The organism is Echinicola shivajiensis (assembly GCF_018642165.1).
GTDB classification, from domain to species: domain Bacteria; phylum Bacteroidota; class Bacteroidia; order Cytophagales; family Cyclobacteriaceae; genus Echinicola; species Echinicola shivajiensis.
In genome coordinates, this window is the sequence record NZ_JAHHZM010000018.1 from 45,471 (window position 1) to 59,189 (window position 13,719).

Sequence of the window (13,719 nt, forward strand, 5' to 3'; positions counted from 1 at the left end):
TTGTAGAATGAAAATGATTTTGAGGGTTAAGAATTGATTATAAAAGGAAATACTTGCAGATGAAGAACATTGGGAATGTTTTAATTGGTTTATCGTTATTGATATTGAGTTCTACTTTTTTGAATGCCCAAAATTATGAGGCTAACTGGGAATCATTAGATCAAAGGCCAGTTCCGGAGTGGTTCGAAGATGCCAAGTTTGGTATATTCATACATTGGGGACCTTATTCAGTTCCTGCCTGGTCTCCCAAGGGCACCTATTCTGAATGGTATCAGTTCTGGCTTCAAAACAAAGCTCTTTTTGGAAATGGAAATTTCAAAGGTGATGAAGTATATCAATACCACAAGAAAACATATGGTGCACATTTTGACTACTATGAGTTTGGGGATATGTTTACTGCTGATCTGTTTGATCCGGAGGAATGGGCTGGATTATTTGAAGAGGCGGGAGCCAAGTATATCGTACTGACCTCAAAACACCATGATGGTTATACCCTATGGCCAAATGAACAAGCCAATGATAGAGGGTTTGCGTGGAACAGTATGGAAGTAGGGGCAAAGAGGGATTTGGTAGGAGAACTGAGTGCAGCAGTTAAGAATACTTCTGTAAAAATGGGTCTTTATTATTCGCTCTATGAATGGTATCATCCATTATGGCTAAGTGATAAAGATAGATTTGTAGATGAACATTATCTTCCTCAAATAAAGGATTTGGTTCAAAATTATCAACCAGATATTTTATGGACTGATGGTGAATGGGAAATGGAAGGAGAGAAGTGGAAAAGTGAGGAGTTTCTGGCTTGGCTTTATAATGAGTCAGCAGCTAAGGATAATATCTTGGTGAACGACCGTTGGGGTAAGGGTTTGAGACAAAAGCATGGTGGTTACTATACCACAGAATATGAAGCTGGAAAAGTGTTTGATAAACCTTGGGAAGAATGCCGTGGAATGGGTTTTTCTTTTGGGTATAATCAAAATGAAGATGCGCAGGATTATAACAGTACACAAGCTTTGATATTAATGCTTGTAGATATCGTAAGTAATGGCGGAAACCTTTTGCTGGATATAGGACCAGATGCCAGAGGTAATATCCCTCCAATTATGCAAGAGAGACTTCTAGAAATAGGAGAGTGGCTGAAAGTCAATGGGGAGGCAATTTATGGAAGTAGGAAATGGGAAAGAGCAGCGCAATGGTCTGAAGGTGATAGGAGCATTGACCATAAAAAGGGATATTTGGGAGGGGATTATATCCTGAAGCAAACAATTGATCCTGCACCTGGTAAGGCCGTAAAAGAGCTTTTCTTTACTATAAAAGGTGATGACCTTTTTGCAATCAGTCCTAAATTTCACAAGAAACAGTTGGTGATAGATGATGTTAAAGTGAGCAAGGACACCAAAGTGAGTCTTTTGGGCCACGAGGGTGAATTGACCTATAAAGTGGAAAATAGGAAGTTGGTGATCGAGATGCCTGAATTAAGCAATGATGAACTGCCGTGTGAGAATGCTTGGGCTTTTAAGATAAGTCATATTAAGTAATATTATTTCTCTTTTATCGATATAAGACAAATAATGAGAATAGCAGAAAGAGAAGATAAAACCAAGGTGATTAGTATTTTGTGTAAGTCCTTTAATGATAATAGGAGCGTGGACTATTTGATTAAAAAGGATTCGCAAAGATTTAAGAGGATTGCTGGCCTAATGGATTATTCTTATGAGAGTTGTAAACTTAATGGCCAAGTTTATTTGAGTGATGATGAAAGTGCCTGTGCTTTAGTTCAATACATGGATTCAAAGCCTCCTCTCTTTAAGGCTATTATGTTGGATATTAAATTGATTATTAGTACTATAGGTATAGCTAATATTCTAAAAGCACTTAAAAGACAATCAATCGTCAAGGGAAATTACCCTTCAGGTCAAATATTATATCTCTGGTATATTGGAGTAGATCCTGCTATGCAAGGAAAAGGAATCGGGACCGATTTATTGAATGAGGTTTTGAAATTGGGAAGAGATAACAATCAAACTATTTGCTTAGAAACTTCCACTGAAAAGAATGTTCCATGGTATCTAAAGAATGGATTTGAACTATATGGGAAAATAAACGATTTCGGATTTCCATTTTATTTTTTAAAGAAAATTTATAATTTAGGGTAATTGCCCTATTTTGAGCATAAAATCATTTCAAAAGAGTGTTTTGGGATTATTACAAAGAAAAATATGTTACTAAAAGAAAATCAGTTAATTGTTAATTATTGGTTTTGAAAGTATTTTCCACATATTTGTTTAAACAAACCTACAAATTAAATATAAGCATGAAAACCCAAGTTAACCTTCTGCTTACTGGAGTGTTAGGTGCTTTAATTTTAAGCTCTTGTAATTCTGGGACAGATACTAGCAATCCTATGGTAGCATCTGATCAGATAAGCTATAATTTCCATATCCGGCCTATTTTGTCGGATAAGTGTTTTGCTTGTCATGGTCCAGATGCCAATAAGCGTGAAGCAGGTCTAAGACTGGATACTGAAGAAGGAGCCTATGCTGCCCTAAAAGATTCACCTGAGGAACATGTGATTGTTCCTGGAAAGGCCAAGGAGTCTGCAGTTTACCAAAGAATAAGTACTGAGGATCCTAGTATACAGATGCCTCCTCCTGATTCCAACCTTAAGCTCACTGAGGAAGAAATTCAGCTGATTAAGAAATGGATCAATAAAGGTGCTAAATATGAGCCCCATTGGGCTTTTACTGCTCCTCAAAAAGCAGCTCTTCCACTTGAAGATGAATGGTGCCGAAATGAAATAGATAATTTTGCGCTCGCTCAAATAAAGCAACATAAGCTCTCCCCAAATGAGGAAGCAGATGCTGCTACCTTAGTTAAGCGTTTGAGCCTTGATATTACTGGGCTTCCACCTAGTCCGGAATTGGTCGATAAATATCTGGATCTAAGTGGTGATAAATACGAAGCATTGATCGATGAGTTAATGGCTAAACCAGCATACGGTGAGAAACTAGCTGTACTTTGGATGGATGTGTCTAGGTATTCGGATAGCTATGGGTATCAGGATGATGAAATGCGTACCCAATGGCCATACCGTGATTGGGTAATTCATGCTTTCAATGAGAATATGTCCTATGATCAGTTTATCACTTGGCAGCTAGCCGGGGACATGCTTCCAAATGCCACCAAAGAACAAATATTAGCCACGGCATTTAATAGAAATCATAAATATACGGAAGAGGGCGGTATTATTCATGAGGAATATAGGGTTGAATATATACTGGACAAGACCAATACATTTACCAAAGGAATTTTAGGAATCACCATGGAATGTGCCCAGTGCCATGATCATAAGTATGATCCTTTTTCCCAAGAAAATTACTATCAAATGTATGCCTTCTTTAACAACACTCCTGAAAAAGGATTTGAAGGAGATGTTTCAAGAAGTAAACCTGCGAAAACCCCAATTCTGTGGATCAATAAAGAAGATACGGATCCAGAAGGTGTTTTAAGTTATTTGAATGCGCCGGATACTTCGCAGATCATGGTCTCAGTAATGGATGAGCTAGATACTTTACGTAAGACTTATATTTTAGATAGGGGAGTTTATGATGCTCCTACAGTTGAGGTACAGGCAGAAACTCCTCCATCCATCATGAAGTATGCTGAAGGATTGCCCAAGAACCGTTTGGGGCTGGCCAAATGGACAACAGATAAGAAAAACCCACTTACAGCTAGGGTGTTTGTTAACCTTGTTTGGCAGGAGATATTTGGACAAGGGATCGTAGCCACCGCTGGTGATTTTGGGATGCAGGGTGATTTACCTACTCACCCCCAACTATTAGATTGGCTGGCAGTGGATTTCATGGATAATGGCTGGAATATTAAAAGATTGATGAAGCAGATTTATTCTTCAGCTACCTACAGACAGTCTTCTGTGATTACAGAGAAAAAACTGGCTAAGGATCCTAGCAACCTTTATCTGGCAAGAGCCCCAAGATTAAGGTTGACTGCAGAAAATATTCAGGATTTGGTATTGGCCAGCAGTGGACTTTTGAACAAAGAAATTGGTGGTATGAGTATTAAGCCTTACCAACCTGAAGGTCTTTGGGAGGCGGCTACTTCAGGAAGAGGTTCTTTAGCCAAATATGTTCAGGATAAGGGTGACAAGATTTACCGAAGAGGACTTTATCACTTTATCAAATTAACCGTTCCGCCACCAAAAGCGATCATCTTTGATGCCAGTAATCGTGATCGATGTGAGGTGACCAGAGGCAGGACCAATACGCCATTGCAGGCATTGGTGATGCTCAATGACCCATTTGTGTTGGAGGCAGCAAGAGTGATGAGTACCCAAATGGAAAAAGACGGTTTAAGTCCAGAAGAGGGGATTGAAACAGCTTTCAAAAAGATTCTTTGCAGGGATATTAAAGATGAGGAGAAGGATGTGTTAATGGAATATTATGCGCAAGAGAAAGAACGTTTTGAAGGCAAACCTGAGGTGATTGAAGAAAGCTTAGATATTGGCGAAAAACCATTGTTGGAAGAAGGCGTCAGTGCAGAGTCGGCTGCTATGATGCAGGTAATCGTCTCACTTTACAATTTAGAAGAAACCATAACTAAGATTTGATATGGAAAAGGAAATATTAGAGCACGGATTAAATCAGAATAGAAGGAAATTTCTCTCCAAATTAAGTCTTGGTGTAGGAAGTATGGCATTGGGATCCCTATTGATTCCAGACCTGTTTAAAGGCAGTGCTGGAATGGAAGAAGATCTAATGGCAGCCATTCCCCATTTTGCCCCAAAAGCAAAAAGGGTAATCTACCTTTTCCAAAATGGTGCCCCAAGTCAACTGGAAAGTTTTGATTACAAGCCAATGCTTAGGGAACGGATGGGTGAGGACCTTCCTGCTAGTATCAGGAATGGTCAGCGATTGACCGGGATGACAGCAGGGCAAACCAATTTTCCATTGGTAGGATCTTATTATGATTTCAAGCAATATGGTGAATCTAGGGCATGGATCAGTGATATGTTCCCTCATACAGCCAGTATTGTGGATGATATTTGCATTGTTAAGTCTATGCATACAGAGGCCATAAACCATGATCCTGCTTTGACCTTCTTTCAAACGGGGGCACAGGTGGGGAACAGACCAAGTATGGGTTCTTGGTTGAGTTATGGTCTTGGAAGTGAAAATAATAATTTGCCAGCTTTCTGTGTCTTATTGAGTAGGGGTAAAGGCAATGGACAAGGGGTATATTCAAAACTTTGGAGTAATGGGTTCTTGGATGCAGTGCACCAAGGCGTTCAGTTTTCCAATTCTGAGGATCCTGTTCTTTACCTTGGTGATCCAAATGGTATGAAAAGAGCGGACAGAAGAAGAATGCTTGATCAAATTTCATCTTTGAACCAAATATCCTATGACCAGTTTGGTGACCCAGAAATTCAAGCAAAAATCCAACAGTATGAAATGGCCTTTAGGATGCAGACAGCTGTTCCTGAAGTAACGGATATTAGTAAAGAGCCGGATAGCATCATTAAAATGTATGGTCCTGACTGCTTAGTGCCAGGTACTTACGCTGCCAATTGTCTGTTGGCCAGAAAACTGTCAGAAAGTGGTGTTCGTTTTGTTCAGCTTTATCACCAAGGATGGGACCAGCATGGAAATCTTCCAAATGAAATGGCAGGACAGGCCAAAGATGTGGACCAGGCTTCTGCTGCTTTAATCAAAGACCTAAAGCAAAGGGGCTTATTGGATGAAACCCTTGTGATCTGGGGAGGAGAATTCGGACGTACGAATTACTGTCAGGGCAAGATGTCGGTAGAAAACTATGGCAGGGATCACCACCCAAGAGCTTTTTCTATTTGGATGGCCGGAGGCGGAGTGAAATCCGGAATTGTACATGGTGAAACAGATGACTTTGGCTATAATATTACCAAAGATCCAGTGCATGTTCATGATTTCCAGGCTACCGTACTTCACTTGATGGGGATCAACCACGAAAAAATGACCTTTAAACATCTTGGCAGAAGGTATAGGCTTACAGATGTGGCGGGATCTGTGGTGAAGGAGATCATAGTTTAGTTAAATAATCATTCATGAGGGTGCAGTCTGCTCTGTTTTGAGCAGTAGGCATGAGCTTAGTAGAATTAACAATGAACATTAGAAATAACCTACAGGGCTGGTTGGAAAACCTATTGATCGTTTTTTCCGGCTTAATTATCATATTTATTATCGGTGGGGATAGGATGATGGTGCCTCCTATTTTGCAGGTGCTGGGTAGAAGTCATCCCTTGATTCTGCACTTTCCCATTGTATTAATGGTATTGGCATTAGTATTTGTTCTGGTACCTAATTTACTTCCTTCACCATATCAGCAAAAAGTAGCTAGATGGTCTTTATTGTTTGCCTGTTTTTTTGCGGGTGTTACGGTATTGACTGGTTGGATGCTGAGCCAAGAAGAAGGCTATGAAGGGGATAACCTGGTGCTTCATAAATGGATGGGTGTAGCCGTGTTTTTCTTGGCCGTTATGGTTTATTTCTTAATGGAAAAACAGCCTAAAATGCAAAAAGGAATGGGCCTGGCTTTATTGTTGGTATTGATTGGTGCTGGGCATTGGGGAGCTAATCTAACCCATGGCACTGACTTTTTGATGGCACCTATTGCTGGAAATGATGGTGTTCAGGTGAACTTGGAGGAAGCTGAAGTTTTCGCGCATTTGGTTCAACCTATTATGGAGCAAAAGTGCAATTCATGCCACCAAGCAAGTAAAAGTAAAGGACAGCTAAGATTGGATGAAGTGGAGATGATCCAAAAGGGGGGCAAAAACGGTGTTCTGTTTGATGAAAAGAACTGGGAAAATTCTTTGTTCATGAAGCGTTTGGTAAAACCAATAGAGGAAAAGGGGCACATGCCTCCTAAAGGCAAGCCCCAGTTAAGTCCTGAGGAATTACAGATTTTGCAGGAATGGGTAAAAGGAGGATCCAAATATGATCAGAAATTAATTGATACAGGAGAGGAAAGTACTTTATTTCAATTGGCCAGTTTACAATTGGAAAAAGAGGCACCATTTGATTTTGAAGCCGCTGATGCAGATCTAGTAACCTCTTTAAATAATTTCTACAGAGTGGTAGAACCACTTTATCCAGAGTCACCGGCATTAGAGGTGTCTTATTTTGGAGCAAATGCATTTGATCCGGCTTCTTTGAAAGACTTGAAAAAAGTGAAAGACCAAATTGTTGGAATTAGCCTAAATAAGATGCCATTGAAAGAGGTGGATTTATCCGTATTAGCTGAGTTTACGAACCTAGAAGAACTAAAGCTTAATTTTTGTGATCTTGGTACTGAACAACTGAAAGTATTAGGAACCATGCCAAGATTAAGAAGTTTAACTTTGGCTGGAAATAAGCTAAGTCCTGAAATTTTCCAAACCCTTGCCAAAGCTGAAAACTTAGAGTATGTGTATCTATGGAGTACAGGGCTTAGTGAAGAGGATGCCAAAAGTTATCAAAAAGAATTTCCTCACGTAATGTTGGAATGGGGGTTCAGTGATGATGGGATAGTTTATGCCCTCAATCCACCACAGATCAAATTCGACAAGGAAATTTTCGACGAAAATGAAAAGGTAGAAATCAAGCATCCTATTGGCTCTGTTCAGGTATTTTATACCCTTGACGGTTCTGAGCCAGATAGCATTAACAGTTTGAAATATGAATCACCAATTGTAATTGATAATACCTCAAGCATTAAAGCCAGGGCTTATGCTAAAGGTTGGACCAAGAGTGAATTGGTAGATGCTTATTTTTATAAATCAGGTATCCAGCCAATTGATGTAGATTTAAAGACTTCTCCTTCAGGCGAATATCAAGGTAATGGTAAAGCCACTTTATTTGATTTGGTAAAAGGAGATAGTAATTACGCTTCTGGTGATTGGTTAGGATTCAGGGATGAACCTATGATATTGGAAATTGGCATTCCTGAGGGGCAAGATGTTGAAAATATAGCCTTTAGTTTAATGTATCATGAAGAGGCCCATATCTTTCCCCCGGTGAGAATATTGGTAGAGGGAAAAACTGGTGCTGGGGCTTGGGAAACCATCATACAGGAAACCCCAGAGGTGCCAGAAAAATCAAAAAGAAGCAGGATGAAACAAATTCTCTATCAGTTGGACCAAGCTAATTATGACAAATTAAAACTGACACTATATCCCAATCAGCACTTGCCTTCTTGGCACAGAGGAGCGGGAGACAAAGGCTGGGTGTTTATAGATGAAGTGGTGGTGAATTAGTGAGTGTATTTAGATTTAGTTCAACAACAATAAGATAACAATTCAGTGTGTTGAATTAGAATATGCGGAGATAAAATTTATTTTTGGCAAGTACAAATTCTTGGTTTAGCAGAAAAAATGGATTAGTATTGGGATAAACCCACAATAATCCGTTTGATTTTGAGATCAAAATTAGAATTGATTTTTAAAGTGCATTACCAAGAATTGTGCTTATTAGCGAAGGCTTATGTCAATGACATGAGTGAAGCTGAGGATATAGTGCAGGATGTATTTGTTAAACTTTTGCTCAAGAATAATTTAGCTGATGTTGATTTTTTGGAGTTTTATGTGAAACGATCTATAAAAAATGAATGTCTTAAACGATTGCGTGATAGAAAAACATTAATCTCCATTGAAGGTGAATTAATAGCTGAGGAAAATTTTTTAGTCAGAAAAGACGCTGAATTAACGGTCGAAAAGAAAAATTCCAAACTTTTAGCAGAAGTGAACAAGCTTCCGGTTCAATGTAGAAAAGTTTTTTTAATGTGCATAGTGGAAGAACTTACTTATCAAAATGTTGCTGATAAGCTTGAGATTTCAGTCAATACCGTGAAGTCTCAAGTCAAAAAAGCCTACAAAGTATTGAGAGAAGCTTTGGGGGAAACCATTTTGAAAGGACTTATAGTCGCCTATCTATACATTTTTTAAATAGTTTAATTTTTTTTTTTTTTTCAAAAATTCGTCACCCTGTTTTCCTGTTTTTGGATCTTATAAACAAAAGCAATAATTCAATTACGATTAGAATGGAAAACTGGGATCTGTTGATTAGAAAAATTCAAGGGAGCTTGAATGACGAAGAAGAGGAGTTGTTTAAAACCTGGTTAGAGGAATCTCACCAAAATAGGCAGTTTTTTCATGAGCTTAAATTATTGAAGGGTGTTGAATCAGATCAAAATAATAGTAAAGAATTAGATGCCAATGCGGCGTGGGAAAACGTCCTTGAAAAGTATAAGGAAAGGAAAAAGGAAGATAGCAAAAAGATCTACCCTTCTATTTTCTTCAAATATGCAGCTGTTTTGATTGCTGTTTTGAGCCTATCTTATTTACTATGGAATTTAAATCAAAGTCGACCAAATATCGATCCAGCTAACACAAATGAAATAACCCTGATTAATGAGGCAGGAGAGGTCCAGGTGATCAATTTAGATCAAGAGATAGCCCTAAAAGACCAAAATGGAAAAATAACAGGAAGACAAAAAAATGACCAGATAGTATATACTGGAGTAGTTGGAGATGAATTGATTTATAATGAATTGGTGATTCCCTATGGTAAAAAAATTCAATTGGCCCTTTCTGATGGAACAGAGGTGTATTTAAATGCAGGTTCCTCTCTCAAATATCCAGTAAATTTTGTTCGTGGAAAAAATAGAGAAGTTTATTTAAAAGGAGAGGCTTACTTTGATGTTAGCAAAGATGATGAACATCCCTTTCTAGTGAATACAGAGGAAGTAAATGTAAGAGTGTATGGCACTCAGTTCAATGTTTCTTCCTATCCAGAAGATCATACAGTTAGTACCGTATTAGTAGAGGGATCGGTAGGACTTTATGATTCCCAAAAATCCTATGAAGATGCCAGAATTGCATTGTTAGAGCCTGGATTTAAAGGTGAATGGAGTAAAGAGGGGAAGTTTGTGGAATATGAAAAAGTAGATGTTGATATTTATTTGGGCTGGAAAGAAGGAAAACTAATATTGAAAAACCAACCATTTAGTACCATAATCGCAAAGTTGGAGAGGCATTATAATATTGAAATTAAGAATTTATACTCTCATTTAAATGATCAAGTGTTTACAGCCACTTTTGATATTGAATCGATCGAAGAGGTCCTTAATTCCTTTAAGGAAGATACACCGTTTAGTTATCAGGTAAAAAATAATATTATAACAATAAGAAAACCATAGTGCCTATGGATTAAAAAACATCCGAAAAAAACAGCCGGAAAATGCGGCAACATTCCCCGGCTTATAGAAAACGATTATCAAAATAACCATTTAACACTTTACAAAAGTATGAAAAAAGACAATAGGATGTGGAATAATTTTCCATATCCGTTACAACCCATTTTAACCATGAAATTGACCGTTTTCCTTTTTTTTGTGTTGATTATATCTACACATGCGAATTCGTATTCGCAAAAGGTAAAGGTATCCTTTGATCTAAAAAATGTTCAAGTTTCTCATGTTCTTGAAGAGATTGAAGGAATGACAGAATATAAGTTTCTGTATAATCATGAAAAGATTAACGCTTTTAGAGTAGTTTCCTTCAAGGCTAATAATGAACCCCTCGATATTACTTTGGAGAGGCTTTTTAAGGGAACTGATGTTTTCTTTATTATTAGAAACAAACAGATTATCCTAAAAAATGAAGGTTATGACCAATCTCGAACTTCTCAGGTGACAGACACTCCCATAGCAGTAAAAAAAGAAAAGACTAAGATAAAGGGGGTAGTGCTTGATGAAACAGGGAATCCATTGCCTTATGCCAATGTAATGGTCAGGGGGACCAATATAGGTATGGTAACAGATCTAGATGGTAAGTTCGATTTTGAAATTCCTGATGGTAGCTCTGTTTTGGTGATTTCATTTATTGGATATAATAGTAAAGAGGTAAATATTGAAGGAAAATCCACTGTTACAGTTAGCTTGAAACTTTCAGCTGAAAGCTTAGAGGAAGTTGTAGTGGTGGGCTATGGAGCAATAAAAAAATCAGATTTAACTGGTTCTGTTACATCTGTTACCTCTGATGAACTGACTGCTTATCCTGCCATAAGTGCCACTCAGGCCATCCAAGGAAGGGCTTCAGGAGTAATGGTCACCTCTACTAATGGGGAACCTGGTTCAGGGGCAAGAATTCGAATTAGGGGAGGGACTTCTATTAATGCCAGCTCAGCCCCATTATATGTTGTTGATGGATTTGCCGGAGCTGTGATGCCACCACCAGAAGATATCGCTTCTATGGAAATATTAAAAGATGCTTCTGCCACAGCGATTTATGGTTCTAGGGGTGCAAATGGAGTAGTGTTGATTACTACAAAAAGGGGTAGAGCAGGTAGGAGTCAAGTGAATTTCAATATGTCATATTCTGCACAGGAAATCGGTAAAAAACTTGACTTACTCAATGGCCAACAATTTGCGGAATATATCAATGAACTCTATGCGAATGATGGTGTAAATAACATCCCTTATCCTAATCCTGGGCAATACGGGATTGGAACGGATTGGCAGGATAAGATATTTAGATCTGGAGGACTGCAGAATTACCAAGTTTCTGCCAATGGTGGAAAGGAAAATTTGAAATATTACACTTCTGTAAACTATTATGGCAACAAAGGGGTAGTAATCAATTCCAAATATGAGAGATTTTCAGGTCTATCCAATTTGGATATAGAGCTAAGTGATAAGGTGAGGTCTGGGGTGAAAATGTATTTTATGAGGACCCAAAATGATGGTGTCAAAACTCAAGAAACTACAGGCGGGGCTACCAATGTGGGTGTTCTTTCTGCAGCTTTGAAATTTGAACCCGTGCAAGGAGTTTATGATGAAAATGGTAATTATACCATTCACCAGGTAGGGGATCCTCATGACAACCCTGTCGCAGTTGCCAATGAATTCCAAAACAATACGGTCTCAGATATTTTTCAAGGCAACTCCTTTTTGGAAATTGACCTTATTAAAGACCTGACCTTTAAAACCACCTTCGGGGTTCAAATTTATAATACAAGAAATGGTCAGTTTACGCCAACTACATTGAGAGCTGGAAGAAACACTGGAGGTACAGGAGCGATTTCTTCCAACAAAAACACGATTTTATTGAATGAAAATTACTTAAACTACACAAAATCTTTTAACGATCGTCATCGGTTGAGCTTTATGGCCGGTTATTCTTACCAGTCTTTTCGAGGTGAATCTTGGAGATCTGTAAATACTAACTTCATTACCGACTCCTTTTCATATTGGAATCTGCAAGGTGGCTCTGTTTATCAAAGCCCTTCATCTGGTTTGACAGAGTGGAGTTTAGCATCCTTTTATGGTAGGGCAAATTATGCTTTCAATGATAAGTATTTGTTGACCTTTACAGGGAGATATGATGGGTCCTCAAGATTTGGCGCCAATAATAAGTGGGCATTTTTTCCTTCTGGAGCAATTGCTTGGAATGTCAAAAAGGAAGTCTTTCTGGAAGATGTGGATGCTATCAGTCATTTCAAATTAAGAGGAAGCTATGGTATTACTGGTAATACCGAGATAGGATCATATCAATCTTTGGCAAGGTTGTCACCATCTTTTACGGTGGTTAATGGAAATCCTGTAAATGCAGTAATTCCAAGCGCCGTCGCTAATAATAACCTTTCTTGGGAAAGTACAGCCCAGTCGGATATCGGGTTGGATTTCGGAATGTTCCAAGACAGGATAATTTTAACTGCTGATTATTATTATAAGAAAACCTCCGACTTGTTATACAATATCCCACTTCCCCAGTATTCAGGATATTCTACCTCTTTACAAAATATAGGTAGTGTGGAGAACAAGGGCTGGGAATTTTCTTTGTCTACAGTAAATATTGAGCGGGACTTGAGTTGGAATACTAATTTTAATATTTCATTTAACAGAAATAAGATTCTGGAATTAGCTGGAGGGGATGTGTTTTATTCTACTGTGCCAGGTCATATGATTTCTACTGATAGTCAGGTGCTGAGAGAAGGAGAAGTAGTAGGCGCATTCTATGGATGGATCTTTGACGGCATATATCAGGAGGATGATGACTTTGAGGCAGAACCTGGAAAGCAGGCTGGAGATGTCAAGTACCAGGACATTACAGGCAGAGATGCTAATGGTAACCTGGATGGTATTCCGAATGGTAGGGTAAATAACGATGATCGCGTCATCATAGGAAATCCGCACCCTGATTTCATTTTTGGTTTTAATAATGACTTTAAATATAAAAACTTTGATCTGAATATCTTTTTCCAAGGAAGTGTAGGCAATGATATGTTGAATTACACTAGAATGGAGTTGGACTGGATGGCTGGCAAAAGCAATGCAACTACTGATGCGCTTAACAGATGGACACCGACCAATACAAATACCAATATTCCGAGAGCTTCTGGGGCAAATAAACCGGAAGTTTCCACAAGATGGGTGGAAGATGGTTCCTATGTAAGAATGAAAAACCTGGCCTTAGGATATAATTTGCCAGGGGGAGTGTTGGAAAGATGGAAACTGTCCAAGTTAAGGGTGTATTTCAGTGCTCAGAATTTGTTGACTTTTACCAATTATTCCGGGTATGATCCAGAGGTGAGCTTTAGGGATTCCAATACCAATGTAGGTTTGGATTATGGAAGCTACCCTAATGTGAAATCTTACACACTTGGAATCAATGTAGGACTTTAAACTCCAAAT

The 13,719-nt window shown here is 38.5% G+C and carries 8 protein-coding genes; all 8 read left to right on the forward strand.

Annotated features, from left to right (window positions below; all coding sequences use genetic code 11):
- Window positions 1–59 precede the first annotated feature (59 nt).
- The 8 genes from KMW37_RS20020 to KMW37_RS20055 all read left to right on the forward strand — a co-directional run bounded on the left by KMW37_RS20020 (window position 60) and on the right by KMW37_RS20055 (window position 13,710).
- Complete coding sequence (locus tag KMW37_RS20020) at window positions 60–1,535, forward strand: alpha-L-fucosidase (protein ID WP_215226418.1); 1,476 nt, start codon at window positions 60–62, stop codon at window positions 1,533–1,535.
- Between the two features lie 33 nt (window positions 1,536–1,568).
- Window positions 1,569–2,153: a GNAT family N-acetyltransferase gene (locus tag KMW37_RS20025; protein ID WP_215226419.1), complete on the forward strand. Its 585-nt coding sequence runs from the start codon at window positions 1,569–1,571 to the stop codon at window positions 2,151–2,153.
- A gap of 158 nt (window positions 2,154–2,311) precedes the next feature.
- Window positions 2,312–4,624 (forward strand): PSD1 and planctomycete cytochrome C domain-containing protein, encoded by a 2,313-nt coding sequence (locus KMW37_RS20030; protein WP_215226420.1) that lies wholly within the window; start codon window positions 2,312–2,314, stop codon window positions 4,622–4,624.
- A 1-nt stretch (window position 4,625) separates the two neighbouring features.
- The gene (locus KMW37_RS20035; RefSeq protein WP_215226421.1) at window positions 4,626–6,080 is read left to right on the forward strand and encodes a DUF1501 domain-containing protein; all 1,455 of its coding nucleotides are present in this window, start codon (window positions 4,626–4,628) and stop codon (window positions 6,078–6,080) included.
- 71 nt (window positions 6,081–6,151) lie between these two features.
- Window positions 6,152–8,284: an FN3 associated domain-containing protein gene (locus KMW37_RS20040; RefSeq protein WP_215226422.1), complete on the forward strand. Its 2,133-nt coding sequence runs from the start codon at window positions 6,152–6,154 to the stop codon at window positions 8,282–8,284.
- Between the two features lie 159 nt (window positions 8,285–8,443).
- A complete protein-coding gene (locus KMW37_RS20045; protein ID WP_215226423.1) occupies window positions 8,444–8,971 on the forward strand; it encodes a sigma-70 family RNA polymerase sigma factor in 528 nt (175 codons plus the stop codon).
- A 95-nt stretch (window positions 8,972–9,066) separates the two neighbouring features.
- Window positions 9,067–10,224: a FecR family protein gene (locus KMW37_RS20050; RefSeq protein ID WP_215226424.1), complete on the forward strand. Its 1,158-nt coding sequence runs from the start codon at window positions 9,067–9,069 to the stop codon at window positions 10,222–10,224.
- A gap of 168 nt (window positions 10,225–10,392) precedes the next feature.
- Window positions 10,393–13,710: a TonB-dependent receptor gene (locus tag KMW37_RS20055; protein ID WP_215226425.1), complete on the forward strand. Its 3,318-nt coding sequence runs from the start codon at window positions 10,393–10,395 to the stop codon at window positions 13,708–13,710.
- Window positions 13,711–13,719: the final 9 nt, after the last annotated feature.

Bases quoted from the DNA above. Each gene is read 5' to 3' on its own strand.
- KMW37_RS20055 (WP_215226425.1), top strand. From the start codon at position 10,393: ATGAAATTGACCGTTTTCCTTTTTTTTGTGTTGATTATATCTACACAT.
- KMW37_RS20040 (WP_215226422.1), top strand. From the start codon at position 6,152: ATGAACATTAGAAATAACCTACAGGGCTGGTTGGAAAACCTATTGATC.
- KMW37_RS20025 (WP_215226419.1), top strand. From the start codon at position 1,569: ATGAGAATAGCAGAAAGAGAAGATAAAACCAAGGTGATTAGTATTTTG.
- KMW37_RS20035 (WP_215226421.1), top strand. From the start codon at position 4,626: ATGGAAAAGGAAATATTAGAGCACGGATTAAATCAGAATAGAAGGAAA.
- KMW37_RS20050 (WP_215226424.1), top strand. From the start codon at position 9,067: ATGGAAAACTGGGATCTGTTGATTAGAAAAATTCAAGGGAGCTTGAAT.
- KMW37_RS20030 (WP_215226420.1), top strand. From the start codon at position 2,312: ATGAAAACCCAAGTTAACCTTCTGCTTACTGGAGTGTTAGGTGCTTTA.
- KMW37_RS20020 (WP_215226418.1), top strand. From the start codon at position 60: ATGAAGAACATTGGGAATGTTTTAATTGGTTTATCGTTATTGATATTG.